The sequence below is a fragment of the Frateuria sp. GZRe14 genome (genome assembly GCF_051900395.1).
GTDB classification, from domain to species: Bacteria; Pseudomonadota; Gammaproteobacteria; order Xanthomonadales; family Rhodanobacteraceae; genus Frateuria_A; species Frateuria_A edaphi.
Map to the genome: position 1 here is coordinate 822,746 of NZ_JBHZGJ010000001.1, position 24,208 is coordinate 846,953.

Below are 24,208 nucleotides of genomic sequence, written 5' to 3' on the forward strand. Positions count from 1 at the left end.
AAGCCGGCGTAATGCGGGTTCGGCCCACCGGCGGGGATGGTGGCTGGAAGCCCACCCTGCAGCGTTCCCGCACGCGTCAGCCCCCGTTTGTGCCGCTGTGCCAGAATCGACCTGATCGCCGCTTTCCCCCACGCGGCCACGAGGTTTCCCGATGTTCAAGAAGCTTTCCGCCGCGCTGCTCGCCAGTGCCTTCGCGCTCGCCGCCTGCGCCGCCGACCGCCAGGACGCCGCGGTCCCCGCCGGCGCGACCGATCCGGCCGCCGAGCAGGCGGTGCGCGCCGCCCTGACGAAGCTCGCCCCCGGCGTGAAGGTGGACCAGATCACCCTCTCGCCGCTGCCAGGCTTCTACCAGGTGATCGCCTCGGGGCAGCTGGTCTACGTCAGCACCGACGGCAAGTACATGCTCAACGGCGACGTGGTCGACCTCGGCGCCAAGCAAAACCTGAGCGAGCGCGCCTGGGCAGGCTTCCGCAAGGCCGAGCTGGCCAAGGTGCCGGCGTCCCAGCGCATCGTGTTCGCGCCGCCGAACCCGAAGTACACGGTGACCGTGTTTTCCGACGTCAACTGCGGCTATTGCCGCATGTTCCATTCGCACATCAAGCAGTTCAACGACGAGGGGATCGCGGTCGAATACCTGGCCTGGCCGCGCGAGGGCGTGACCGATACCGCCGGCGTTCCCACCGATACCTACAAGGAAATGGTCTCGGTCTGGTGCGCCGCCGACCGCAAGGCGGCGTTCACCGCGGCCAAGCAGGGCAAGGCGCCCAAGTCCGCCGACTGCGCCAACCCCGTCAAGGAAGAGTTCGACCTCGGCGTCAAGCTGGGCGTGACCGGTACGCCGATGGTGCTGGGGCCCGACGGCATGGTCCTGGGCGGCTACGTCACGCCGGACAAGCTTTTGAAGATGCTCGAAAAAGGCGGCTGATCCCCGTAAGGGCGCCTGTGGGCGCGGCCCGGATGGCGGTCGCGTCCAAAAGCGCCCCTTGAATTCAAGGATCGGCCCGCTTGGATCGGCGGGCGTGGATGGGCCACCTGGCCGCATCGGGTAGAATAGGGAGCTTCCCTTTCAGCGCCGAATCCCCCGCATGATCGCTTTCGACGGGCAGAGCGCCCTTTCGCCGTTTCGCCTGGATCGCCTGAACGCCCGCCTCGACGCGGTGCACCGCGGTGCGCGCGTGCAGGCTTCCTGGCTCGTCTACGTACTGGACGCCGACCACGTTCCCGAGGGTGCCGAGCGCAGGCGCCTGCTCGAAGTGCTGGAAGCCAAGGACGCCACGCCCGAGTCCGCCACCCTGTGGACGGTGCCGCGGCTGGGCACCATCTCGCCGTGGTCGAGCAAGGCTACCGACATCCTGCATGGCGCCGGCTTCGACGCACGCCGCGTCGAGCGCGGCGTGGCCTGGCAGGTGGCCAACCTGCCGGAGGCCGGCACGCCGGATCGCGCCGCGGTACTGGCCGTGCTGCACGACCCGATGACCGAATCGGTGCTCACCGACCTGGCCGAAGCGCAGGGTCTGTTCCTGGCCGGCACGCCGGGCGACCTGGTGCACATCGAGCTGGGCGGCAATCCGGGCGAGGCGCTTGCCGCCGCCAACGCGCGCCTGGGCCTGGCGCTGGCCGACGACGAGATCGAATACCTGGCGGCGCGTTATGCCGAACTCGGCCGCGACCCGACCGATGCCGAACTCTTCATGTTCGCGCAGGCCAACTCCGAGCACTGCCGCCACAAGGTGTTCAACGCGAGCTGGACGCTCGACGGCGAGGCGCAGGACAAGAGCCTGTTCGCCATGATCAAGCACACCCACCAGTGCTCGCCCGCGCACACGCTCTCGGCGTACAAGGACAACGCGGCAGTGATCGAGGGCCACACGGCCCACCGCTTCTTTACCGACGGCGAAGGCAACTGGCGCAAGCACGACGAGCAGGTCGATTACGCGATCAAGGTCGAGACGCACAACCACCCGACCGCCATCGCGCCCTGGCCTGGCGCGGCCACCGGCGCCGGCGGCGAGATCCGCGACGAGGGCGCCACCGGCCGCGGCGCCAAGCCGAAGGCCGGCCTGACCGGCTTCTCGGTGTCCGACCTGCGCATCCCGGGGTCGCCGCAGCCGTGGGAAGTGAATCGCCCGCTGCCACCACGCATGGCGAGCGCCTTCGAGATCATGCGCGACGGCCCGCTCGGCGCCGCCGCCTTCAACAACGAATTCGGCCGTCCCTGCCTGGGCGGCTATTTCCGCACCTACGAGCACGAAACCGGCGAAGCCGGCGTGCGCCGCGGCTACGACAAGCCGATCATGATCGCCGGCGGCCTGGCCAACATCCGCCACGACCACGTGCAGAAGCGCGACATCCAGCCGGGCCACGCGGTGATCGTGCTGGGCGGCCCGGCGATGCTGATCGGCCTGGGCGGCGGCGCGGCCTCGTCGGTCGCCTCCGGCGCCTCCAGCGCGGAACTCGACTTCGCCTCGGTCCAGCGCGACAACGCCGAAATGGAGCGCCGCTGCCAGCAGGTGATCGACAGCTGCTGGATGCGTGGCGAGAAGAACCCGATCGTCAGCATCCACGACGTCGGCGCCGGCGGCCTGTCCAACGCGATTCCCGAATTGCTCAACGACGCCGGCGTGGGTGGCGAGATCGACCTGTCCAAAGTGCCCTGCGACGACCCGTCGCTCTCGCCCATGCAGGTGTGGAGCAACGAGTCGCAGGAGCGCTACGTGCTTGGCATCGCGCACGAGGACCTCGCCGAGTTCGAGGCCTATTGCAAGCGCGAACGCTGCCCCTACGCGGTGGTCGGCTCCGCTACCGCCGAGCGCACGCTGCGCGTGACCGACCCGCGTCGCAACCTCACCGTGATCGACCTGCCGATGGACGTGCTGTTCGGCAAGGCGCCACGCATGCACCGCGACGCGCAGCGCATCAAGCCGCGCGTGGACCTGCTGCCGGACCTGTCCGGCATCGGCATGGACGAGGCGGTCCAGCGCGTGCTGCATCTGCCGACCGTCGGCAGCAAGAACTTCCTGATCACCATCGGCGACCGCACCGTGGGCGGCCTGAACCATCGCGATCCGATGGTCGGCCCGTGGCAGGTCCCGGTGGCCGATTGCGCCGTCACCCTCACCGACTTCGACGGCTACCAGGGCGAGGCGATGGCGATGGCCGAGCGCGCGCCGGTGGCGCTGCTCAACAGCGCCGATGCCGCGCGGCTGGCAGTGGGCGAGGCGATCACCAACCTGGCCGCCGCGCCGATCGGCTCGCTGGGCGAGATCCGCCTGTCCGCCAACTGGATGGCCGCGGTCAACCATCCGGGTGAAGACGCTGCGCTGTTCGACGCGGTCAAGGCGGTCGGCATGGAGCTGTGCCCCGCGCTCGACATCGCCATCCCGGTCGGCAAGGACTCGCTCTCCATGCAGACCGTGTGGCAGGACGGCGAACAGCCGCAGCGCACGGTCGCTCCGGTGTCGCTGGTCATCACCGGCTTCGCCCGCGTCGATGACGTGCGTCGCACGCTCACGCCGCAGATCAAGCTCGACCGCGGCGATTCGGAGCTTTGGCTGATCGACCTGGGCGCCGGCCGCGACCGCCTGGGCGGTTCCGCGCTGACCCAGGTGTTCAATCGCGCCGGCGGCGTGCCGCCGGACCTGGACGATCCCAAGCGCCTGCGCGCGCTGTTCGAACTGGTGCAGGAAGCCAACCGCGCCGGCCTGGTCCTGGCTTACCACGACCGCTCCGACGGCGGCGTCCTCGTGACCCTGCTGGAGATGGCCTTCGCCGGCCACTGCGGCCTGCAGATCCATCTGGACGGCTGGGCCGAGGCGACCTTGCGCGCGCTCTTCAACGAGGAGCTCGGGGCCGTGCTGCAGGTGGCCAGCGCCAATCGCGAGGCGTTCGAGGCGCTGCTGGTCAAGCACGGCCTGGCCGGCATGAGCCACCGCATCGGCCGGCCGAAGGAAAAGCTCGGCATCAAGCTGTACCTGGGCGACGATGCGGTGTTCAAGTGGAACTGGACGCAGCTGCTCGGCGCCTGGAACCACACCAGCCATGCCATGCAGCGCCTGCGCGACAATCCGGCCAGCGCCGACGCCGAGTGCGAATGGCGCCTGGACGATGCCGATCCGGGCGTAAGCCCCAAGCTCGGCTTCAACCCGGCCGATGACATCGCCGCGCCGTACATCGCCAAGGGCGCGCGCCCGCGCGTGGCGATCCTGCGCGAGCAGGGCGTCAACGGGCAGGTCGAGATGGCCGCGGCGTTCACCCGCGCCGGCTTCGACGCGGTGGACGTGCACATGTCCGACCTCGCCGCCGGCCGGCACAAGCTCGCCGACTTCCGCGGCTTCGCCGCGTGCGGCGGTTTCTCCTACGGCGACGTGCTCGGCGCAGGCCGTGGCTGGGCCACCTCGATCCTCTACAACGAGGCGATGCGCGCGCAGTTCGAGGCGTTCTTCAACGATCCCTCGAAGTTCGCGCTGGGCGCCTGCAACGGCTGCCAGATGCTGTCGCAGCTGAAGGACATCATTCCCGGCGCCAAGCACTGGCCGAAGTTCGTGCGCAACGCTTCCGAGCAGTACGAGGCTCGCCTGGCCACGCTGGAAGTGCTCGATTCGCCCAGCCTGTTCTTCAAGGGCATGGCCGGCTCGCGCATCCCGGTCGCGGTGGCGCACGGCGAAGGCCGGGTCAGCTTCCCCTACGCCTGCAGCCCGTCCAAGGCGCAGGCGGCGGTGCGCTTCGTCGACAACCGCGGCAAGCCGACCGAGAACTACCCGCTCAACCCGAACGGCTCGCCCGGTGGCCTGGCTGGCTTCACCGCCGCCGACGGACGCGTGACCATCCTGATGCCGCATCCGGAACGCGTGTTCCGCAGCGTGCAGATGAGCTGGCATCCGGACAGCTGGGGCGAGGACTCCCCGTGGATGCGCATGTTCCGCAACGCGCGGGTGTGGTGCGGCTGATCCGGGATAGCCGGGGAGGGCGCGCATGAGCGCCCGCTGGTTCTACGCGCCGGCCTGGCTGCTGGCGCTGGCGGTGCTGCCCTGGTGGCTGGGGCTGCCGCTGCTGCTGGCGATCGCGGCGATGCTGCTGTTCGCCGCCGAGCGGCTGGAGGGCCACGCACCACTGTTGCGCCTGGCCTTGCGCTGGGGCCTTCCCGGCGTGCTGTTCGCGTTGCAGCGGGCGCTGGGAGGCGATCCCTTTGCGTGGGCGATGGCGTTGCTGGGAGCGCTGGCCGGTTTCACCCTGCTGGCGGGGCTGGAGGCGTGGCTCGATCGGGGGCGCCGCGAGAAGATCGCGCTGCCGGAGCTGCGCGACTGGCCGAGCCTGGCGCTGGCGCCGATCGGGCCGGGGGCGGTGGTGGTCGAGCTGGTGCCGCCCGAATGGACCGAAGGCAGGTGTCCGGATCCGCGCGGGGGCGAGGCGCGCTGGGACGCGGGACGCTTCGTGCTCGTCGATGCGACGGTGGAGCGCGTGCAGGCGCGCGCCTCGTTCAGCCCGGATGGCCGTTGGTTCGTCGCATGCACACCACGCGGCGTCGCGTTGCTGGATCGTGACCATGGGCGCAACTATCGCCTGCGTGGTTGGGAGTTGTGCGGCTGGCACGACGGTCCGTGGCTGTCTCGCGGGAGCGGGACCGCAATGGCTTGGCGGGAAGTTCTGGGCCGCCGCTGACTGCGCTCCCTCTTTCCTCCGAGGGAGAGGGTGGGGTGAGGGGCCGGGGCTCGCCTCGAAGTTTGAGAGCAAGAGCTTTCGGACGCCTGTCGGCGCCCGAGTCACTTTCTCTTGCTTGCCCAACAGAAAGTAACCAAAGAAGGGCACCCCGATGGCGCGTCCTTCGGGTGCGCGGGCGGGCGGCGGGGTTTTTCGACGGGCTCCTGCCCCGACGAAAAACTGGCCGGCGTCCTGCCGGCCACCCTGCGGGCTGATCCGCCACCCACCCGCCGCGCCATAGGGATCCAAAGAGCAGCGCGCTTCCTGCGCGCACTTTCCAGAAGAGCCGAGGCCGGAGCGAAAGGCCGGAGCGAAATGCTGGACGTGCGGCGAACTGGCTCCTTCTCCGCTCCGGGGAGAGGCCCGGCGGTGAGAGGCGGGGGCTTGCGGAAAGCCCGCAGGCAGTTCTCCCGCCCCCTCACCTCCCGCATACTTGCCGGGTGCCTACTCCCATTCCCCTCGCACGGATGCTGCCGGTCAGCGTGATCGTGGTGTGCGCCGACAGCGGCCCGTCGTTGCGCGACTGCGCACGGCGGGCGCTCGACAGCGCGGTGCCGCTGGAGCTGATCGTGATCGACAACGGATCGACCGACGGCATGCCGCAGTCGGTCGAACACGCGTATGCGGACGATTCGCGCCTGAAGGTGATCTACAACCACGCCAACCTCGGCTTCGGCCCAGCCGTGAACCGCGCGGCCGCCGCGGCGAAGGGCGAACACCTGCTCGTGCTCAACCCCGACTGCCTACTCGAGCCGGACACCTTGACGCGCATGCTCGACACCCTGGACGAATACCCGCAGGCCGGCATCGTCGGCGCGGTGGTGTGCGCTGCCGACGGCACCCCGGACCCGGCCTCGTACCGGCGCGATCCGCTATTGCGCCAGGCGTTGGCGACATTACTTGGCGCGCGTGGCGGGATGAACATCGAAGGCGACATCCCGACGGGCGTGGTTACCGCCGAAGCGGTTTCCGGCGCGCTCATGCTGCTGCCGCGCAAAGTGTTCGAGCAGCTGGGCGGTTTCGACGAAACCTACTTCCTGCATTGCGAGGACCTTGACCTGTGCCGGCGCGCCCGCGATGCCGGCTACACGGTACTGCTTGCCGGCGACGTGCGCGTGCTGCACGGCAAGGGCGGGTCGAGCCGGCACCGGCCGGTATTCGTCAGCCGGCACAAGCACCGCGGCATGTGGCGCTGGTTCCGCAAGTTCGACCCGGCTGCGCGCAATCCGCTGGTGGCGGGCGCCGTGTGGCTTGGCATCTGGACGCACTTCGCCATGCAGGTACCCGGCCAACTCTGGCGGCTGGCCAAGGCCTCGCGTCGCGCTGGATAGGTGCCCGATCATGGGCGATGGACTTTCCCTTCAGCGCAACAACGGCATCGCCCACAAGCGGCCTCTTACGAAAAGCGTTTGCCTGACATGACGACCCGTCCCCGCACCTTCGCCGCTACCCTCGGCCTGCTCGCACTCACCGCCGTGTGGGGTTCGACTTTCGTGCTTATCAAGGACGTGGTCGGGCGCATGCGCGTGGTGGACTTTCTCGCCGTGCGCTTCGCCATCGCCGCGATCGCGATGCTGGTGCTGTTCGCGCGTCCGCTGCGGCGGTTGCCGCACGGCCAGATCGGTCGCGCGTTGCTGCTGGGGATCGTCTACGGCGCCGCCCAGTTGTTGCAGACGTGGGGCCTGAAGCTGATCGCGCCCAGCGTCAGCGGCTTCGCCACCGGCATGTATGTGGTGTTCACGCCGATACTTGCGTGGTTGCTGCTTCGCGAGCGCATCGCGGGCGTGGTATGGCTGGCGGTGGCATTGGCGACGGGCGGGCTGGCCCTGTTGTCGCTGCGTGGGGTGTCGGTGGACCCGGGCGTGTGGTTGACGCTTGCCTCGGCCGCTCTCTATGGGCTGCACATCGTGGGCCTCGGACGCTGGTCGCGCGAGCAGGACGCGTTCGGCATGTCGACGGTGCAGGTGGTGGCGATCGCGGTCATCTGCTTGTTGGCCACCGCGCCGCAGGGCCCGGCATTGCCGCCCGACGGCCGCGCCTGGCTGGCGGTGCTGTACATGGCGCTGGTCGCCGGCGCCGGCGCGATGCTGATGCAGACCTGGGCGCAGGCGCACCTGCCGCCGGCGCGCGCTGCAATCGTGATGACCACCGAGCCGGTGTTCGCCGCCGGCTTTGCCGTTGCGCTGGGCGTGGACGCGCTGAGCTGGCGCATGCTCGCCGGTGGCGCTCTGGTGCTCGGGGCGATGTACCTGGTGGAACTCGCGCCCCGGCGCAGCATGGCGCTGGAAGCCGAAGCGCGCCATCACGAAGTCTAGCGACTGGTGGTTGGGCGCACCTTGCGGATCGCCAGCGTGCAGGGCGCACGCCCGGAATGCGCTCCTGCGGGAAACGCCATCCTCAGCAGCAGCGTCCACCAGTGCCCTTGTAGCGCGCCTCCTGCCGCTCGCGGAAGAACGTCGCGTAGCTGGGCACCGGGCGCTCCGGATGATGCTCGCGCAGGTGCCGTACGTAGGTGTCGTAGTCGGGCACGCCGCAGCACAGGCGCGCGGTCTGCACGGCGCGCGACCAGGCGGCTCGCCACCACGGCCTCATGGCGCGCTCCCGGCCGCGGCATCGATCGGCACGTACGGTTCCTCGTGCGCCGTCGGATGATGGGTGCGCCAGGCGCGCAGCATGGTGCGCACGGCGAAGGTGACCATCGCCAGCACCAGCAGCATGAACAGCCCGGTCAGCGCCGCATCGATGTAGTTGTTGGCGACGATGCGCTGCATTTCCGCCACGTCCTTCGCGGGCGCCAGCAGCCTTCCTTCGGTGGCCGCCGCCGCGTACTTCCGCGCCGCGGCGGTAAAACTGATCGGGCCGACCAGCTTCTCGTAGCCGGCCGTCAGCGTGCACACGATGAGCCACAGCGCCGGAATGCCGGGCACCCACGCATACCGCTCGCGTTTCAGCTTGACTACCACGACGGTGGCGAGCATCAACGCGATCGCCGCGAGCATCTGGTTGGCGATGCCGAACAGCGGCCACAGCGTGTTGATGCCGCCCAATGGATCGACCGCGCCCTGGTAGAGGAAGTAACCCCACAGGCCCACGCAGATCGCTGTCGCCAGCAGGTTGCCCGTCCACGACTCGGTCTGCTGCAACGGCTTGTGGATGAGCCCTGCGATCTCCTGGATCATGAAGCGACCCACTCTCGTGCCGGCGTCCACCGTGGTGAGGATGAACAGCGCCTCGAACAGGATCGCGTAGTGGTACCAGAAGGCCATCATGCCGCCGCCGGGCAGGATCTGGTGGAGCAGCCGCGCCATGCCGACCGCAAGCGTGGGCGCGCCGCCGGCGCGCGAGAGTACGCTCGCCTCGCCGATGTCGCGTGCCGTCTGTGTGAGCTGGTCCGGGGTCACCACGAAGCCCCACTGGCTGATGGTCTGCGCGGCGTGCGCGGCGGTGGTGCCGATCAGCGCCGCCGGCGAGTTCATCGCGAAGTACACGCCCGGATGCAATGAGGATGCGGCGACCAGCGCCATGATCGCCACGAACGCTTCCATCAGCATGCCGCCGTAACCGACCAGCCGCGCCTCGCCTTCGCTGGCGAGCAATTTCGGCGTGGTGCCCGAGGCGATGATGGAATGCCAGCCCGATACCGCGCCGCAGGCGATCGTGATGAAAAGGAACGGGAACAGGTTGCCCTGGAACACCGGCCCGGTGCCGTCGATGAAGCGCGTCACGGCGGCCATCTGCAATACCGGCGCGGCCAGGAAGATCGCCAGCGCCAGCAACGCGATGGTGCCGATCTTCAGGAACGTGGACAGGTAGTCGCGCGGCGCCAGCAGCAGCCATACCGGCAGCACCGAAGCGCAGAACCCGTAGCCGATCAGCAGCCACGCCAGTGCCTTGGCGTCGAAGTCGAACAGCGGCGCCAGCGTGGCCGATTCGGCCACGTACCGGCCCAGCCAGATCGAGGCGAGCAGCAGCGCCAGTCCGATGATCGATACCTCCAGGATGCGCGCGGGCCGCAGCCAGCGAAGGTACGAACCCATCAGCAGCGCGATCGGGATAGTGGCGGCCACGGTAAAGGTGCCCCACGGGCTGTGCGTGAGCGCCTTGACCACCACCAGCGCGAGCACCGCCAGCACGATCATCATCAGCACCAGTACGCCGAACATCGCGACCACGCCCGGCAGTGGACCGAGTTCCTCGCGCAACATATGGCCGAGCGAGCGCCCGTCCCGGCGCAGCGACAGCGCCAGGATCATGAAGTCCTGCACCGCCCCGGCGAACACCACGCCGAACAGGATCCACAGCGTGCCCGGCAGGTAGCCCATCTGCGCCGCCAGCACCGGGCCCACCAGCGGGCCCGCGCCGGCGATGGCGGCGAAGTGGTGGCCGAACACCACCCACTTGTCGGTCGGCACATAGTCCAGTCCGTCCGGGTGCCGCATCGCCGGCGTCGCGCGACTCGGATCGAGCGCCAGCACATGGCGCTCGACGAACCGCCCGTAAAACCGGTAGCCGATCACGAAAACGGCGACCGCGGCGGCGACCAGCCAGATCGCATTGATCGGCTCGCCACGACGCAGTGCGACAACGCCCAGGCAGAACGCACCGACGATGGCGATGGAGGCCCACAGGATCCTTGCCGCGGGGCTGGTCGGAACGGAGGCGCGGGTGTGCATGGGCTTCTCCTCGACGGATCAGGCAAGGGTCGTCTCGGGAAGGTGGCGGGTCAATGCCGGAGCGCGCATCCGGATCACTGGGAGTGACCGTTTGCCGTTGCTTTTGGCGGCACGAACGAGCGGATATCCGGTGAGCCTCGGCCCCTCGTCCCAACGTGCTTCCCGGCGGAGAGAGGAAGCGTGACGGCACGCTCCGGATGTGTCCGGTCACGGGTGCGATCACGGCGCGCGGGCGCTGGGCCGCGTACACTCGCAACGCATCCCACGGAGTTCTCCCATGCGCCTGCGCCCCGCCTGCCTCGGCCTTCTGCTGGCCACCGCCGCGTTGCCCGCCGTCGCCGGCGGCCAGCTGCAGGACCTGCTCAAGCAACTCAAGCAGGGCACCCACGCCAGCGATGCCACTCGCGGCGCGAACCTTCCTACCAGCGACATCGCCGCCGGCCTCAAGGAAGCACTCGCCAAGGGCACCACCCATGCGATCAACTCGCTCGGGCGGACCGATGGTTTCTGGGGCAATGCCAAGGTGCGCATTCCTCTGCTGGGCAAGCTCAAGCAGGTGGGCGACCTCGCCCGCCAGTTGGGCCAAGGCGACAAGGTGGACGCCTTCCAGCTGAGCATGAACCGCGCGGCGGAGAAGGCGGTGCCGCAGGTCGCCGACATCTTCGGCGACGCCATCCGCAAGATGACCCTGCAGGACGCGCGCGGCATCCTCACCGGCGGCGACCATGCCGCCACCGACTTCTTCCGCCGGGTCGCCGGCGACGCCCTGACCGCTCGCATCCATCCGATCGTCGCCCAGGCGACCGACCGCGTCGGCGTCACGCAGAAGTACAAGGCACTCACCTCCGCCAGCGGCAGTGGCCTGGGCAACGTGCTCGGCGCGCTGGGCGGCAACGACGACAAGCGCAACCCGCTGGACCTGGACGATTACGTCACCACACAGACGCTCAATGGGCTGTTCACCGTGATCGGTGAGCAGGAACAGTCCATCCGCAAGAATCCGGCCGCACGCACCACCGATTTGCTGAAGAAAGTCTTCGGCAGTCGCTGACTGCTTGCGCAGGATGGGCTTCGGCCCACCAATGGCGCGTCGGCCGGTGGAAGCGCATACACGCCAACCTGTACCGACATCCACCGCGAGGCCCCCGATGATCCGCGACATCCTCAAGATGGGCGACCCGCGCCTGACGCGCATCGCCCCCGCCGTGCCGCCCGGGATGGTCGGCAGCGCCGAGCTGGATCAGCTGATCCAGGACATGTTCGACACCATGGAAGCGGCCGGGGGCGTCGGCCTGGCCGCACCGCAGATCGGCGTCGACCTGCAGCTGGTGATCTTCGGCTTCGACCATGCCGAGCGCTATCCCGACGCCCCACCCGTGCCGCGCACGATCCTGCTCAATCCGCTGGTGACGCCGGCTTCGCACGACATGGAAGAAGGCTGGGAAGGCTGCCTGTCGGTCCCGGGCCTGCGCGGTGCGGTGAGCCGCTTCACGCTGATCCGCTACCAGGGCATCGACCCCAAGGGCCAGCCGATCGATCGCACTGCCGAGGGTTTCCACGCCCGGGTGGTACAGCACGAATGCGACCACCTGATCGGGCGCCTGTATCCCTCGCGCATCACCGACTTCGCCAAGTTTGGCTTCACCGACGTGCTGTTCCCCGGTCAAGGCGAACGCGAGGACTGACCCGCCATAATGGCCCGGCGTCGGCGTCGGCGTCGGCGAACTGCAAGGGAATGCGCATGCGACTGAGCTTGGCCCTCCTGTGCTTCATCGTGGCGACGGCGTCGTGGGCGCACACGGCGCCAGCCGCGTCGCCACTGGACCCCGTCATCCACGCGTTGTGCTCGAGAGACGTGGTGCTGCTCGGCGAGGACGCCAACCATGCCGCGGCCACGACGCTCCAGGTGAAGTCCCTACTGGTCGAACGACTGGTCGCCCAGTGCGGTTTCCGGGGCGTGGTGTTCGAAAGCCAGTTCTACGACATGCTCGCGGCACAGCGCAGCCTGGCCGCGGGCTCGGGCACCCGCCAGCAACTCGCCGACGCGATCGGGGCGCTCTGGTCGCGCTATCCGTCCTTTGCGCCGCTGGCGGATTGGCTGTTCAAGGAGACCAGGGCGGGCCGCATCTACGTCGCTGGCTTGGACCCCCAAGTCGGCGGTATCACGGCGTACTACGCGCAGCAGCGGCTGCCTCAGGTGCTGGCGGGGGTGCTGGCCGGCAGCCGCCGGCGCACCTGCGAGCAGCACATCGGGCGCCATGATCGGTGGACGTATGACGACGCCCATCCGTTCGATGGCCGCGCCCTGAGCCAGTTGCGTGGGTGCCTCCGGGACATCCGCGTGGCGCTCGATGCACGGCCCGCTGGCGCCTTACCGGACGTGCGGGCGATGGTCGATTCGTACGCCGACTACCTGGCGTTCGCCGACGGTGACCCCGGCGGCCTTCGCGACCGCGCGATGTACGCCAACCTGGAGCGCATACGCGCAAGCTGGCCGGCAGGCACCCGCTTCATCGTATGGTGCGCGAGCGTACACGCGGCCAGATCGCTGGAGGGTGCAAGGCCGGGCGTGCGGCCGTTCGGCAGCTATGTGCACGCCAGCTTCGGCGATCACGCGGCTGCCGTGGGTTTTAGCGCCTTGGCGGGCAGCTACGGCCAAGTCGGCGGTCGAGGCCCTGCGCATCCCTTAGTTCCTGCAGCGCCCGGTAGTCTGGAGGCGGTGGCGTATGCGCGTGCGGAGCGGGCCCCGCTGCGCTTTCTCGACCGCGGCCAGCTGCGGGCATTGGGCAAGGTTTCCGGGCGTGCCCTGGCCTACGGCACGCCGTATACGCTCGACTGGTCGAAGGTGCTGGACGGGGTGATCGTGCTGCGCGAGGAATCAGCCGCCGTTGCGAGGCCCTGAGTTCCGCACCGCAGCGGCCAAGGCTCGCTTGACGCTATCCTGCGCCGTTGCCACACGCCAGGGGGCCCGATGGACGCATCCACACCCGCCGCACCGATGCGCGGCTTCCGCTACTACGACCTGCTGGTCGGCGGCATGGTCGCCGTGCTGCTGTGTTCCAACCTGATCGGGCCGGCCAAGGTCTGCACGATCACGCTGCCGGTACTGGGCGCGCTGTCCTTCGGCGCCGGCAACCTGTTCTTCCCGGCCAGCTACATTTTCGGCGACGTGCTCACCGAGGTGTACGGCTACGCCCGGGCGCGACGCGCGATCTGGGCGGGCTTCGGCGCCATGCTGTTCGCCACGGCGATGTCGCAGGCGATCATCCACATGCCGCCGAGCCCGGGCGAGCCGTTCAATGCGCAACTGCAGCCGGCGCTGGAAATCGTCTTCGGTGGCACCTGGCGCATCGCGTTGGCATCCATCATTGCCTATTGGCTGGGCGACTTCGCCAACTCCTTCGTGCTGGCGCGCATGAAGATATGGACGCGCGGCCGCATGCTGTGGACGCGTACCATCGGCTCGACCCTGGTGGGGCAGGGCGTGGACAGCCTGACGTTTTACCCGATCGCCTTCACCGGCATCTGGGAAGGCCAGACCATCGTCAAGGTGATCGCCTTCAACTGGGCGATGAAGGTCGCGGTGGAAGTGGTGTTCACGCCGCTCACCTATGCGGTAGTCGGCTTCCTCAAGTCGCGCGAAGGCGTGGACACCTACGACGAGCACACCCACTTCACCCCGTTCAGCCTCAAGGACGAGGGTGAGCTCAAGCGCTATGGCTGAGCCTCGCCATGCCGCCACTGCGCGCAATGCAGGCATCGACCTGCTGCGCGGGCTGGCGATCGTGTTCGTGCTGCTCAACCACCTGGGTCTGCCGATGCGCCTCCCGCTGAAGGCCTCCGCGCTGGCGGACGTGCTGCCGGTACGGTTGCTGCAGGCGCTCAACTACAACGGCTACGAAGCGGTCTTCGTGTTCTTCGTGATCTCCGGTTTCCTGATCGCAGGCAACGCGCTGGAGCGCTGGGGCAGCCTGGCGCGGATCGAGCCGGGCGTCTTCTACGCCCGCCGCTTCGCCCGCATCGTGCCTTGCCTGGTTGCGCTGCTGGCGGTGCTGGCCGCGCTGCACGGCCTGGGCGTGGCGGACTACACCATCCATCGCCCCGGACAGTCGCTGGGCGGGGCGCTGATCGCCGCGCTCGGACTTCACCTGAACTGGTACGAAGGCCAGACCGGCTATCTGCCGGGCAATTGGGACGTGCTCTGGTCGCTGTCGATCGAGGAGGCCTTCTACCTGGGCTTTCCGCTGGTTTGCCTGCTGGTCAGGCGCACCTGGGCGCTGGTGCCGCTGCTGCTCCTGCTGGCGCTGTCGCTGCCGTGGACGCGCGGTGCACTGGACGGCAACGAGATCTGGCAGGAGAAGGCCTATCTGCCGGGCATGGCGGCGATCGCTACCGGCGTGCTCGGTGCGCTGTGGTTCGCCCGCGGCGCGCCGGTGTCGCCGCGCACCGTCCGCCTGCTGCGTTGGAGCGGTGCGCTCGGCCTACTTGGCGCCACGCTGGGCGGCCACTGGCTGTGGCCGTTGCTGCACGAGGGCGTGATGCTGCTGCTCACTGGCTCGACGCTGGCGTTGCTGCTTGCCTTCCGCAGCGAGCCGCCGCCCGTGCCGCGGGGCCTGCGCTGGGTGTGCAGCTGGGGCAGGCTCAGTTACGAGATCTACCTCAGCCATATGTTCGTGGTGTTCGCGCTGATGCGGCTGTATCGCTGGAGCGGCGCCGACGCGCGTACCGGTTTCATGTGGTATCTGCCGGCGTTCGCCGCATGCTGGATGCTGGGCGTGCTGATTGCGCAGTGCTGGTCGATGCCGTGCGAGCGCTGGCTTCGCGGCCGCTGGTTGCGTCCAGTGACTGAGCCGGTCGAGACCGTTTCGCCGGCGGGGTGACTCGGCTTCCACGCAGCCGGGTGCAGGCTTGCGTCTGGCCACCCGATTGATATGCCCCGAAACGCCCCATGCCCAGCCTCCTCATCGACCAGGCCATTCGCGAACGACGACCCGTCCGCTTTGTCTACCACGGCAGCCTGCGCGTCGTGGAGCCGCAGTGCCACGGCAGGGGACACCGCGGCACCGAACTGCTGCGCGGACGGCAGGTCAACGGCGGCGAGCCATCCGAGCGACTGTTCGACGTGGCCGGGATCGCCGACCTGGCCTTGCTGGAAGGACACTTCGACGGTCCCGGTCCGCACTACAGGCGCGACGACTCGGCGATGGCCGAGGTCTTCTGCCAATTGTGAAAGGACCAGGCCCGCCGCGCCGACCCCGACTCGACACCCTCACGCGCAGACTGGAGGACCCGCTTGCCCAAGGAGCCGCCATGCTCTCCGCCTTCGGCCTCAACTGCACGCTCAAGCGCGACAACCAGCCGTCCTCGACCCAGAAGCTGCTCGATCAGGTGCTCCGCGCACTCGACGGCTACGGCGTGAGCACCGCCTACGAGCGCGCGGTCGACCACGACATCAAGCCAGGCGTAAAAACCGACGAAGGCCCGGGCGATGCATGGCCATCGATCCGCAAGCGCATCGACGAGGCGAACATCTTCGTCCTCGCCACTCCGATCTGGATGGGCCAGCCCTCCAGTATCGCCAAGCGCGTGCTGGAACGGCTCGATGCCGTATTCGGCGAAATCGACGAGCACGGCATCTATCCTACTTTCGGCAAGGTCGCCATCGTCAGCGTCGTCGGCAACGAGGATGGCGCCCACCACGTCACCGCCGAGCTCTACCAGGCATTGGCCGACGTCGGCTTCACCATCCCGGGCGGCAGCTCGACCTATTGGGTAGGCGAGGCCATGCACAAGAAGAACTACATCGACCTCGACCAGACACCCAAGGCGCTGGCCGGGGCGATCCAGACGCAGGCGTGCAACGCGGCGCACCTGGCGGCGTTGTTGCGGGACAAACCGTATCCGCCCACGCGGTAGGGCAGCGGGTGGATGACTGCAATCCGGCTATCCAGCTTTCGGCATACCGGGACCCAAGAGCTCGCAGCGGCGTAAGGCAGCACTTCCCGCGACACAGCCCGTGGCGTGCGTGCCGTCGGGACGCTTAAGCGGTGTCAGGCACCGGCATGGGCTTGGGCGAATCGTCAGGCGGCAAGCGGGGCGTCTGGCGCAAGAGCTACAGCGCCATCAGAAGAGCAACGACGTTGATGCCTACAACCTTCAGGGCTTATCGAACGACAGCTCGAACGATGTGTAGAAAGGCGTAGGCCAGCGGCCCGCAAGCCCGGCACCGGCCAGTTCCGATTGCACGCACTTTGCCAGCGCTGTCGTCCCCTGGAGCCAGCTTGCTTCGGTCGAGCCGTCAGCGTTCAACGACAAGACCACCGTGAACTTCGAAACGTCCGCATCCGGGCGGGCGCAAGCGGTCATCGCCGCCTCCAGTGCCTTGCCCTGCGCCCCAAGCAGCCGGGAACTCATCGCGCGATCCAGGGACGCTTCGTTTTTATCCGCAAGCGCCTTGGCCTGATCAAAGCCAAGCTGCGGCGTCGCTGCCGACATGGCAAAAAAAACGAACATTGCAATCATTCGACCTTCTCCCCAATCAGATCCAGGCGTCGTCGCGAAGCGGCATCGGCCCGGACGAATCCTCAGCGACGGGCAGCATGGACGTCGCGCGCGCTGCGTGCGTGGCGCAGGAATTTCAAGCCGCCAATCGCGACGGCGATGCCCAGGGCCAGCGACAGCATAGTGGCGATCCAGTACGACGACTCCGGAACGCAGTGCAGGACGCCCGGGCCGTGCCGCCCCCGCATGAGGCGAATGCAACCGGTGTCGAGCGCGTTTACGCCAATCATCAAGCCAGCTGCCGCGATCAACAGCAAGACCCCGCCAACAACCCGCACGGTGAGTGGATCGGTAAACGGCTTCGGTGGGCGGGGTGCAGGATTCAAAGGAAATGCCTCAGAGGCATGGCGAAGTTGTGCGATGGATCGAGCAATCTGTCGGGTGTCCAGCTCCTTACCTTGCAGGTTGCGCTTAAGGCTCTTGTCGAAGAACAGGAGATCTTTCCTGCGTACTCACAATTGAGCGCCTAGCACTTGAGCGTGGACGAACTGTTGCGCGGTTACCGTTTATTTCGCGAGCTCGCCCGATACGTATTCCGATATTTCACGGGTGTTCCTGACGAATTCTGCCTCTAGATCGATACCGCATTTGTTAGCCAAGACGATAATTGACCAAAGGCAGTCCGACAATTCATGGCCGAGTTTCGCCCGATGATCTTCGATCGTGCGGACCCCCACATGGGTTTGAATCAACTTTGCAAGATCGCCCACATCTCCCATGAAGCCGAGCGCGACCTCTTGGGTGGTCCAGACGCGCCCCCAGCGCTTGACCTCGAACTGTTCATAGAGTTCGTTGAGACGCAGCGCTGCTTGTTCGAGATTGCTGAAGTGCATTTCATGCTGCCTCACTGTGGAGTTGAGCGGTGGCGTAGTCGTCCGCCTCGAATGAGATGTTAGGCATGGGCGCCAAGAGCGTTGTTGTAGATGGCAACAGCCGACCAAGCCAAGACAAGTACGAGAGTGCCAACGAGCGAGATTCGATTGGCGTGACGTTGCGCGTCTAGGTCTCGCGGATACTGCGCCAGCGTAAGAAGAAGCAGTGACACGCGACCAAGATGGAACAGCGCGACCGACCAGATGATGTGGTACGCGATGAACCTGATGGCCACAACAACGCCGCCAGGGCTCAGAGCATCCGCAGCAGTTCCTTCATCAGCGGCAGGCGGCGTACGCGGACGGCGGTGGCGCGGAAGACGGCGTTGGCGAGGGCGGGGGCCGCAGTGGGCATGGCCAGGAAGCTCGCGCCGGTGGGGGCGCGGTCGTTGGGGACGAGGATGACTTCCACGTCGTTCGGCAGCTGGGCCATGCTGGCCAGTGGGTAGTCCTTGAAGTTCTGCTGCTGGACCTGGCCGTTCTTGAAGGTGATGGCCGGATTGAGCGCGTTGGACAACGCGTCGAGAGTCGCGCCGGCGATCTGGCCTTGCAGGCCCAGCGGATTGATCACGCGGCCGACGTCAGCGGCGCAGACCGCGCGCACGATCTCGAGCTTCTCGCCGTGCATCGCCACTTCGATGGCGTGGGCGACGTAGGCCCCGTCGACGTGCCAGCAGGCCAGACCCATGCCGTTGACGTTGTGCAGCCAGTTCTTCCAGTCGATGCGGTCGGTGACCAGCTTGAGCACGTTGAGCAGGCGGCCGACGTCGAGCATGCCGCCGCCGGCCAGCGGCATCTGGCGCGCATCGCCGAGGAGGCGCAGGCGGGTATCCAGCGGGTCTTCGCGCAGGGTGTGGGCGATCTCGTCGATGAAGCTCTCGACCGCGAAGGCATTGGTGACGTGCGGCTCGCCGCGGAACGGGCCGCGCGGCATCGCCGAGGCGAGGCTGTACCAATCGTTGCGGTAGGCGGGCACCAGGCCGGCGGGCAGCTGGTCGGCGGCGACCTCGGACGTCCACAGCCGGTCGGCGGCGACGCCGCGGCCGGCGAGCGCGGACGCACTGGCCATGCGCTGGTCCCAGGCGATGAGCTTGCGCTTGCGGCCGATGATCGCCTTGATCTTGTGCACGGTGCCGGAGCGGTAGTAGTCGTGCGTCAGGCCCTGCTCGCGGGTCCACATCAGGCGGACGGGCTTGTCGACGGCCTTGGCGAGCATCACCGCCTCGGCGACGTAGTCGTGGTCGAGCCGGCGGCCGTAGCCGCCGCCCACGCGCGGAACCTCGATGGCGATCCTGTCCGGCGCCAGGCCGGTGAGGCGCTGCACTACGGACCAGGCCTGTTTCGGCGACTGGGTGGGCACGACCAGCGTGGCCTGGTCCTTGTCCAGGCGCACCAGGCAGTTCATCGGTTCGGGCGTGGCGTGGGCCAGCCAGGGTTGCATGTAGGTGGCCTCGACGCGGCGCGCGGCCTTGCGGCTGGCGGCCTTGAGGTCGCCCTCGTCGCGCAGGCGGGTAGTGGGTGCGCTGTCGGTGTCGAGCAGGGCGAGGGCCTGTGTTTCGAGCTTGCCGCTGTCCTGCTCGGCGCTGTGGGCGCCGGGCTTCCATTCGATCTTGAGTTCAGCCAGGCCACGCAGCGCCGCCCAGGTGTTCTCGGCCAGCACGGCGACGGCCGGGGCGATCGCGGTTTCGCCGGGCAGCACGCCGGCCTCGGGGTTGATCGGCATTACCTTGACCACGCCCTTGATCGCCAGCGCCGGGGCGGTCTCGATGCTGGCCAGGCTGCCGTCGGGCCAGGGGCACTGCGCGAGCACGGCGACCAGTGCGTCGGCGTAATGCGTGTCGAGCGCGTAGCGGGTTTGGCCGGTGACGATGCGCCGTGCGTCGACGTCGCCGGCGGGCTGGCCGACCAGCGTGTAACGCTGCGGCGGTTTCAGCGGAAGCGGTGCGTTGGGCGGATCGATCTTGCTGGCCGCCTCGACCAGTGCGCCGTAAGGGAAGCGCCGACCGTCCAGCGTGACCACCATCCCGGCTTCGCAGCGCAGCCGGTCGGCGGCGATGCCCAGGCGTCGCGCGGCGGCCTGGGTAATCAGCCAGCGCGCCAGCGCGCCAGCCTGGCGCAGGTCGGCCCATGCGGCGGGAATCGAGTCCCCGGTGCCGCTGCGCTGGTGACCGTACGTCCACACCGGCTTGCCGTCCTTTGCCTCGACGCCCAGGCCCAGCGGCACCACGGTGACGCGGGTCCAGTCGGCATCCAGCTCCTCGGCGAGGATGCGTGGCAGCGCGGTGGCGGTGCCGGTGCCGGTGTCCGGGTCGCGCGCGCCGATCAGCACGTTGCCGTCGCGATCGATGCGCACGTAGGCGCCGAGCTGGCCGAAGTCGTCGCCGAGCATGGCGGGTGGGATCGGCACCTCGGCCTTGGCGTATCCAACGCCAACGACCAGTGCACCGGCGGTGCCGGCGATCACCTTGAGAAAGCGACGGCGCGAAACCTGCAGGGTGCCGCTCATGCCTTCGCTCCGGCGGCGCGCTTGATCGCGCGGCGCACACGCGTCTGCACACCGCAGCGGCAGCGGTTGGGCAGCTTGTCGATGTCCTCGTCGGAGGGTTTGGGCTTGCGCGTAAGCAGGTCGATGCCGGCGATCAGCCAGCCGGGCGTGCAATAGCCGCAGCCGATCGCGTCCTCGTCGATGAAGGCCTGCTGGAGCGGGTGCAGGCTGCCATCGGAGTGCGCCAGGCCCTCGACGGTGGTGACGCGGGCGCCGGCGAGCTTGGCCATCGGCCGCTTGATTGCCGAGACCGCCTTGCCGTTGACCAGTACCAGGTCGTAGCCGTCCTCGCCGTGCGCATCGCCGAGTTTGGTGCCGGTCAGGCGCAAGACGTCGCGCAGGTACCAAAGCAGCGGCATCAGCGGATCGCCGGTGTGCCGGAAGCGCTCGCCGTTGACGATCAGGTCGATGCCCTCGCGCACCGGTTCCGGCGTGATGTCGCCGGTGGTGGCGGGCGGCAGGCCCTGGGCTTGCGCTTGCTGCATCGGAGGATCTCCACGCGAGGGTCGCCTATTGTGGCATCGCGCGGGTGATGAGGCAGCCGGGGGAGGGTGAGGCGTTCAGGCGCCGCCGGGTGCGGCATTCGCGCCTGCAGGGCCGCTTTGGCGAAGCAGGAACCGGCCACGGGGGGCCTACGGACGAGCCTTGCGGCGCCACACGTAATACACCGGCACGCCGGCCAGCATGATCAGCACGCCGATGCCGGCGTTGCGGGGGTTGTCGCGCATGGTCGCGATCACCACCGCACCGATCGCGGCGACGAACAGCAGCGGCAACAGCGGGTAGCCGGGGACACGGAAAGGCACTTCGCCCCGGTCATGGCGGCGGTACCAGAACAATGTCGCCACGCCGACCGCGCAGGCCAGCCAGTCGCCGAAGGTGGCGTAGTCCAGCAGGGCGCCGTAGCTGCCCGACAGCGCCAGCACGATCGCCCAGGCCGAAAGCGCGGCCAGCGCGACGTTGGGCGTGCGATGGCGCGGATGCAGCCGGGCCACGGCGCCGAAGAAGAGCCCGTCCGCTCCCATCACCTGCAGCACGCGCGCGCCGGCGACCAGCGTGATGTTGCAGAAGCCCAGCGTGGAGATGGCGATGCCCACCGCCATCAGCCGCGCGCCGATGGGACCGAACATGCGGTCCATCACCTGCGCGGCCGGCGCGGTGCTGGCGGCAAGTCCCGCGTGCCCGAGCACGGCGAGATAGGCGAGGTTGACCAGCGCGTAGGCGCCGATCACCACCAGCATGCCGATCAGCAGCGCGCGCGGCAGGTTGCGCTGTGGCGCGTCGATCTCGCCGGCGAGGTTGTTGAGATAGGTGAAGCCCGAGTAGGCGAACAGCACCGGCAGCGCCGCGCCCATGAACCCCACGCCGGCGCGCGCCGGATCGACCGCCAGCGCGGCCGGTGCGTGTGCCCCCGCCAGGTACAGCCCGCACGCCACCAGCACCGCAACGGCCAGCAGCTTGAGCAGCGCGAACAGGTTCTGCACCTGCGCACCCAGCTTGAGCCCGAACAGGTTGACCAGCGCCACGAACACCAGCGCGCCCACGGTCAGCGGCAGCGCAGCCGACGCCGGCAGGGCGAAGGCCGCGACCGTGTAGCTGGCGAAGATGGTGGCGACCGCCGCCGTCGAGCCGGAGTAGATCACCAGCAGCATGGTCCAGCCGAACAGGAATCCCGCGAGCGGCCCGAATGCTTCGCGCAGGTAGACATAGGTGCCGCCCGCCTGTGGCCGGCGCGCGCCGAGCTCGGCGTAGCACAGCGCGCCCACCAGCGTGAGCAGCCCCGCGCCGATCCAGGCCAGCAGCAGCGCCAGGCCCGATTCGGTGCGCTGAGCGGCGATGCCCGGGTTGAGGAAGATGCCACCGCCGATGATGCCGCCGACCACGACGAGGGCGGCATCCCAGGGGCCCAGGCTGCGCCGGTAGCCCTGCGGTGCGTGGTTGCCTGTGTCCATGCTATTCCCCTGAAAGAGCGGGGAGCATCGCCGGTGCGGCGTACCCCGGGCAAGCGCTGGACCGCGAAAGGCCCCGTCGGAGCAGCTTCAGTCGCCCGCCCCGTGCGTGTTTTCGGCTGCGACGATGGCGCCGTCCGCGCGGGATCAATCGATCGCGAACGTCCCGCGCACGCCGATCGCGCACTGGCCACCGATGGTGACGGTGCCGGACGCCTCGTCGATGGCCACCGCTACGCGCCCGTCCCGGCCCACTTCGCGGCCCTGGCTGGCGACGTAGCGGCCGCCGTAGCGCGCCACGTCGCCGGTGTGGTGCAGCAAGGCGCCGATGGCCGCATTGGCGCTTCCGGTGACCGGATCTTCCGGGATGCCGTCGGCCGGGCAGAACGCCCGCACGGCCATCGCCGCGTCGCCGCCGTCTTCGGCGCCGAACACGCTCACGCCCACGGCGCCGTGCGCCAGGCACAACGCTGCGATGGCCGAAAGATCGGGCGCCAGCGCGCGCACGGTACGTGCCTGACCAAGGTCGCAGACCAGCCATAGCGGGCCGTTGTCGATCGGATGCACGGCCGTGGCGGGAAGCTCGGCCCCCAGGGCATCGGAAAGTGACGCGGCGAGGGATGCATCGGCGCGGTCGATGCGCGCCCGCGGAGCCTGCACGTGGATCGTGCGGGTGGCGCCGCTGCCCTGCACGGCTACCGGCAACAGGCCGGCGGCGCATTCCTGCACCAGTTCCGATTGCACCGGCACGCAGCCGGTCTCGATCGCGGCATAGGCGCTCCCGACGCTGGGATGGCCGGCGAACGGCAGCTCCTGGCGCGGGGTGAAGATGCGCACGCGATAGTCCGCGCCCGGCTGGGTGGGACGCAGCAGGAACGTGGTCTCGGAGAGGTTCGTCCAGCGCGCGATGCGCTGCATCGTCGGCCCATCCAGCGCGTCCGCGCTGATCACCACCGCCAGCGGGTTGCCCTCGAGCAGGCGCGAGGCGAAGACGTCCAGTTGCAGAAAATCGAAGGTCGGCATCGGCGTTCCGAATCAACGAGTGAGGGGCGAGTGTAGGTGATCCCCTACAGCGCCGGATCGCCTGCGCACCTAAAATGCGCGCCGCCCGGCATACCCCACCGGGCTTTACCAACAAGACAAAAACAGGGATTTCTAAGCATGAACAAGATTCTGACCGTCGCCCTCGGCGCGGCGCTCGTTGCCGCCTCCGCCTCCGCTTCCGCCGCGGACGCCAATGGCTCCTTCTTCATCAACGCCGGCGTGGGCCAGGCGCAGTACCACGTCGGCCACACCGACGGCCTGGGCTACAAGCTCGACGACAAGGACACCGCCGGCGCGCTGCGCTTCGGTTACGCCTGGAAGGTCGGCAATGGCTTCGACCTGGGCGTCGAGGGTGGCTACGTCGACCTGGGCAAGCTGGTCGCCAAGTACCACGGCGAGAACGAAGACGCTTCGCTCATCGTGAACGAGAAGGCCGACATCGAAGCCAGCGGCTGGGTGCTCGGCGCCAACGGCAAGTACGCCTTCGGCAACAAGTGGTTCGTCTCGGCGCGTGCCGGCTGGTTCCGCTCGACCGCGGACGCCTCCTATCGCTACGAGGAAATCTACGCCGACGCGCCGGACTACCGCGAATACGCCAGCGGCGATGCCGACGGCAACGGCTGGTACGGCGGCGTGGGCGTGGGCTACGACTTCGCGCCGAACTTCAGCCTCGGCCTGAACTACGACAACTACCACGGCAAGGCCAAGACCGACCTTGGCAGCATCGACGGCAATATCGGCGTGTACACGGTCACCGCCGAGTTCCGCTTCTGATCGACCGATCGGGTCCTGACCGGGACCCGGTCCGGACATGATTCAGCGATCCGCGACGGCCGCCTTGAGCGGCCGTTGTTTTGTCCGGCCCGG

Annotated in this window: 22 protein-coding genes; 13 read left to right on the top strand and 9 right to left on the bottom strand. The window is 68.5% G+C overall.

What is annotated here, in order from left to right; genetic code table 11:
* Positions 1-151 precede the first annotated feature (151 nt).
* The 5 genes from ACFWZ1_RS03655 to ACFWZ1_RS03675 all read left to right on the top strand — a co-directional run bounded on the left by ACFWZ1_RS03655 (position 152) and on the right by ACFWZ1_RS03675 (position 8,012).
* The gene (locus ACFWZ1_RS03655) at positions 152-925 is read left to right on the top strand and encodes a disulfide isomerase DsbC N-terminal domain-containing protein (RefSeq protein ID WP_231323766.1); all 774 of its coding nucleotides are present in this window, start codon (positions 152-154) and stop codon (positions 923-925) included.
* Positions 926-1,085: 160 nt separating this feature from the next.
* Complete coding sequence (gene purL / locus ACFWZ1_RS03660; protein ID WP_439665476.1) at positions 1,086-4,946, top strand: phosphoribosylformylglycinamidine synthase; 3,861 nt, start codon at positions 1,086-1,088, stop codon at positions 4,944-4,946.
* A 25-nt stretch (positions 4,947-4,971) separates the two neighbouring features.
* Positions 4,972-5,658, top strand: coding sequence for a hypothetical protein (locus tag ACFWZ1_RS03665; RefSeq protein ID WP_439665477.1), 687 nt, complete (start codon positions 4,972-4,974; stop codon positions 5,656-5,658).
* Between the two features lie 506 nt (positions 5,659-6,164).
* Positions 6,165-7,028, top strand: a complete 864-nt coding sequence (locus tag ACFWZ1_RS03670) for a glycosyltransferase family 2 protein (RefSeq protein ID WP_231325865.1) — start codon at positions 6,165-6,167, stop codon at positions 7,026-7,028.
* 87 nt (positions 7,029-7,115) lie between these two features.
* Positions 7,116-8,012, top strand: a complete 897-nt coding sequence (locus ACFWZ1_RS03675) for a DMT family transporter (RefSeq protein WP_439665478.1) — start codon at positions 7,116-7,118, stop codon at positions 8,010-8,012.
* Positions 8,013-8,094: 82 nt separating this feature from the next.
* On the opposite strand, the gene ACFWZ1_RS03680 is transcribed toward ACFWZ1_RS03675, so the two are convergent.
* Together ACFWZ1_RS03680 and ACFWZ1_RS03685 are read right to left on the bottom strand one after the other, a co-directional pair.
* Positions 8,095-8,289, bottom strand: a complete 195-nt coding sequence (locus ACFWZ1_RS03680) for a YbdD/YjiX family protein (protein ID WP_439665479.1) — start codon at positions 8,287-8,289, stop codon at positions 8,095-8,097.
* Positions 8,286-10,370, bottom strand: coding sequence for a carbon starvation CstA family protein (locus ACFWZ1_RS03685; protein WP_439665480.1), 2,085 nt, complete (start codon positions 10,368-10,370; stop codon positions 8,286-8,288). The genes ACFWZ1_RS03680 and ACFWZ1_RS03685 overlap by 4 nt, the downstream gene beginning before the upstream one ends.
* Before the next feature lie 277 nt (positions 10,371-10,647).
* Here ACFWZ1_RS03685 and ACFWZ1_RS03690 point away from each other — a divergent pair, with 277 nt between their 5' ends.
* The 7 genes from ACFWZ1_RS03690 to ACFWZ1_RS03720 all read left to right on the top strand — a co-directional run bounded on the left by ACFWZ1_RS03690 (position 10,648) and on the right by ACFWZ1_RS03720 (position 16,286).
* Positions 10,648-11,421: a DUF4197 domain-containing protein gene (locus tag ACFWZ1_RS03690; RefSeq protein ID WP_439665481.1), complete on the top strand. Its 774-nt coding sequence runs from the start codon at positions 10,648-10,650 to the stop codon at positions 11,419-11,421.
* 97 nt (positions 11,422-11,518) lie between these two features.
* A complete protein-coding gene (gene def, locus ACFWZ1_RS03695; RefSeq protein WP_231323778.1) occupies positions 11,519-12,055 on the top strand; it encodes a peptide deformylase in 537 nt (178 codons plus the stop codon).
* 56 nt (positions 12,056-12,111) lie between these two features.
* Positions 12,112-13,272, top strand: coding sequence for an erythromycin esterase family protein (locus ACFWZ1_RS03700; RefSeq protein WP_439665482.1), 1,161 nt, complete (start codon positions 12,112-12,114; stop codon positions 13,270-13,272).
* A gap of 69 nt (positions 13,273-13,341) precedes the next feature.
* Positions 13,342-14,094, top strand: coding sequence for a queuosine precursor transporter (locus tag ACFWZ1_RS03705; RefSeq protein WP_231323782.1), 753 nt, complete (start codon positions 13,342-13,344; stop codon positions 14,092-14,094).
* On the top strand, positions 14,087-15,250 hold the full coding sequence (locus tag ACFWZ1_RS03710) for an acyltransferase family protein (RefSeq protein WP_439665483.1): 1,164 nt from the start codon (positions 14,087-14,089) through the stop codon (positions 15,248-15,250). The genes ACFWZ1_RS03705 and ACFWZ1_RS03710 overlap by 8 nt, the downstream gene beginning before the upstream one ends.
* A gap of 68 nt (positions 15,251-15,318) precedes the next feature.
* On the top strand, positions 15,319-15,600 hold the full coding sequence (locus ACFWZ1_RS03715; RefSeq protein ID WP_439665484.1) for a hypothetical protein: 282 nt from the start codon (positions 15,319-15,321) through the stop codon (positions 15,598-15,600).
* Positions 15,601-15,680: 80 nt separating this feature from the next.
* Positions 15,681-16,286: a flavodoxin family protein gene (locus ACFWZ1_RS03720; RefSeq protein WP_231323788.1), complete on the top strand. Its 606-nt coding sequence runs from the start codon at positions 15,681-15,683 to the stop codon at positions 16,284-16,286.
* Positions 16,287-16,526: 240 nt separating this feature from the next.
* Here ACFWZ1_RS03720 and ACFWZ1_RS03725 read toward each other — a convergent pair whose 3' ends face one another.
* The 7 genes from ACFWZ1_RS03725 to ACFWZ1_RS03755 form a co-directional block, all read right to left on the bottom strand.
* Complete coding sequence (locus ACFWZ1_RS03725; RefSeq protein ID WP_231323790.1) at positions 16,527-16,892, bottom strand: hypothetical protein; 366 nt, start codon at positions 16,890-16,892, stop codon at positions 16,527-16,529.
* A gap of 62 nt (positions 16,893-16,954) precedes the next feature.
* The gene (locus ACFWZ1_RS03730) at positions 16,955-17,188 is read right to left on the bottom strand and encodes a hypothetical protein (protein WP_439665485.1); all 234 of its coding nucleotides are present in this window, start codon (positions 17,186-17,188) and stop codon (positions 16,955-16,957) included.
* Positions 17,189-17,437: 249 nt separating this feature from the next.
* Positions 17,438-17,764 carry a nucleotide pyrophosphohydrolase gene (locus tag ACFWZ1_RS03735; RefSeq protein WP_439665486.1) on the bottom strand — a complete coding sequence of 109 codons (327 nt, stop codon included), beginning with the start codon at positions 17,762-17,764 and terminating at the stop codon, positions 17,438-17,440.
* 292 nt (positions 17,765-18,056) lie between these two features.
* Positions 18,057-20,309 carry a molybdopterin cofactor-binding domain-containing protein gene (locus tag ACFWZ1_RS03740; protein ID WP_439665487.1) on the bottom strand — a complete coding sequence of 751 codons (2,253 nt, stop codon included), beginning with the start codon at positions 20,307-20,309 and terminating at the stop codon, positions 18,057-18,059.
* A complete protein-coding gene (locus ACFWZ1_RS03745) occupies positions 20,306-20,833 on the bottom strand; it encodes a (2Fe-2S)-binding protein (RefSeq protein ID WP_439665488.1) in 528 nt (175 codons plus the stop codon). The genes ACFWZ1_RS03740 and ACFWZ1_RS03745 overlap by 4 nt, the downstream gene beginning before the upstream one ends.
* Before the next feature lie 147 nt (positions 20,834-20,980).
* A complete protein-coding gene (locus ACFWZ1_RS03750) occupies positions 20,981-22,300 on the bottom strand; it encodes an APC family permease (protein ID WP_439665489.1) in 1,320 nt (439 codons plus the stop codon).
* 144 nt (positions 22,301-22,444) lie between these two features.
* Positions 22,445-23,320 (bottom strand): PhzF family phenazine biosynthesis protein, encoded by an 876-nt coding sequence (locus ACFWZ1_RS03755; protein ID WP_439665490.1) that lies wholly within the window; start codon positions 23,318-23,320, stop codon positions 22,445-22,447.
* A gap of 138 nt (positions 23,321-23,458) precedes the next feature.
* Here ACFWZ1_RS03755 and ACFWZ1_RS03760 point away from each other — a divergent pair, with 138 nt between their 5' ends.
* Complete coding sequence (locus ACFWZ1_RS03760; protein WP_439665491.1) at positions 23,459-24,115, top strand: outer membrane beta-barrel protein; 657 nt, start codon at positions 23,459-23,461, stop codon at positions 24,113-24,115.
* The last annotated feature ends 93 nt before the right edge of the window (positions 24,116-24,208 follow it).

Bases quoted from the DNA above. Each gene is read 5' to 3' on its own strand.
- ACFWZ1_RS03655 (WP_231323766.1), top strand. From the start codon at position 152: ATGTTCAAGAAGCTTTCCGCCGCGCTGCTCGCCAGTGCCTTCGCGCTC.
- purL (WP_439665476.1), top strand. From the start codon at position 1,086: ATGATCGCTTTCGACGGGCAGAGCGCCCTTTCGCCGTTTCGCCTGGAT.
- ACFWZ1_RS03665 (WP_439665477.1), top strand. From the start codon at position 4,972: ATGAGCGCCCGCTGGTTCTACGCGCCGGCCTGGCTGCTGGCGCTGGCG.
- ACFWZ1_RS03670 (WP_231325865.1), top strand. From the start codon at position 6,165: ATGCTGCCGGTCAGCGTGATCGTGGTGTGCGCCGACAGCGGCCCGTCG.
- ACFWZ1_RS03675 (WP_439665478.1), top strand. From the start codon at position 7,116: ATGACGACCCGTCCCCGCACCTTCGCCGCTACCCTCGGCCTGCTCGCA.
- ACFWZ1_RS03680 (WP_439665479.1), bottom strand. From the start codon at position 8,289: ATGAGGCCGTGGTGGCGAGCCGCCTGGTCGCGCGCCGTGCAGACCGCG.
- ACFWZ1_RS03685 (WP_439665480.1), bottom strand. From the start codon at position 10,370: ATGCACACCCGCGCCTCCGTTCCGACCAGCCCCGCGGCAAGGATCCTG.
- ACFWZ1_RS03690 (WP_439665481.1), top strand. From the start codon at position 10,648: ATGCGCCTGCGCCCCGCCTGCCTCGGCCTTCTGCTGGCCACCGCCGCG.
- def (WP_231323778.1), top strand. From the start codon at position 11,519: ATGATCCGCGACATCCTCAAGATGGGCGACCCGCGCCTGACGCGCATC.
- ACFWZ1_RS03700 (WP_439665482.1), top strand. From the start codon at position 12,112: ATGCGACTGAGCTTGGCCCTCCTGTGCTTCATCGTGGCGACGGCGTCG.
- ACFWZ1_RS03705 (WP_231323782.1), top strand. From the start codon at position 13,342: ATGGACGCATCCACACCCGCCGCACCGATGCGCGGCTTCCGCTACTAC.
- ACFWZ1_RS03710 (WP_439665483.1), top strand. From the start codon at position 14,087: ATGGCTGAGCCTCGCCATGCCGCCACTGCGCGCAATGCAGGCATCGAC.
- ACFWZ1_RS03715 (WP_439665484.1), top strand. From the start codon at position 15,319: ATGCCCAGCCTCCTCATCGACCAGGCCATTCGCGAACGACGACCCGTC.
- ACFWZ1_RS03720 (WP_231323788.1), top strand. From the start codon at position 15,681: ATGCTCTCCGCCTTCGGCCTCAACTGCACGCTCAAGCGCGACAACCAG.
- ACFWZ1_RS03725 (WP_231323790.1), bottom strand. From the start codon at position 16,892: ATGATTGCAATGTTCGTTTTTTTTGCCATGTCGGCAGCGACGCCGCAG.
- ACFWZ1_RS03735 (WP_439665486.1), bottom strand. From the start codon at position 17,764: ATGCACTTCAGCAATCTCGAACAAGCAGCGCTGCGTCTCAACGAACTC.
- ACFWZ1_RS03740 (WP_439665487.1), bottom strand. From the start codon at position 20,309: ATGAGCGGCACCCTGCAGGTTTCGCGCCGTCGCTTTCTCAAGGTGATC.
- ACFWZ1_RS03745 (WP_439665488.1), bottom strand. From the start codon at position 20,833: ATGCAGCAAGCGCAAGCCCAGGGCCTGCCGCCCGCCACCACCGGCGAC.
- ACFWZ1_RS03750 (WP_439665489.1), bottom strand. From the start codon at position 22,300: ATGGACACAGGCAACCACGCACCGCAGGGCTACCGGCGCAGCCTGGGC.
- ACFWZ1_RS03755 (WP_439665490.1), bottom strand. From the start codon at position 23,320: ATGCCGACCTTCGATTTTCTGCAACTGGACGTCTTCGCCTCGCGCCTG.
- ACFWZ1_RS03760 (WP_439665491.1), top strand. From the start codon at position 23,459: ATGAACAAGATTCTGACCGTCGCCCTCGGCGCGGCGCTCGTTGCCGCC.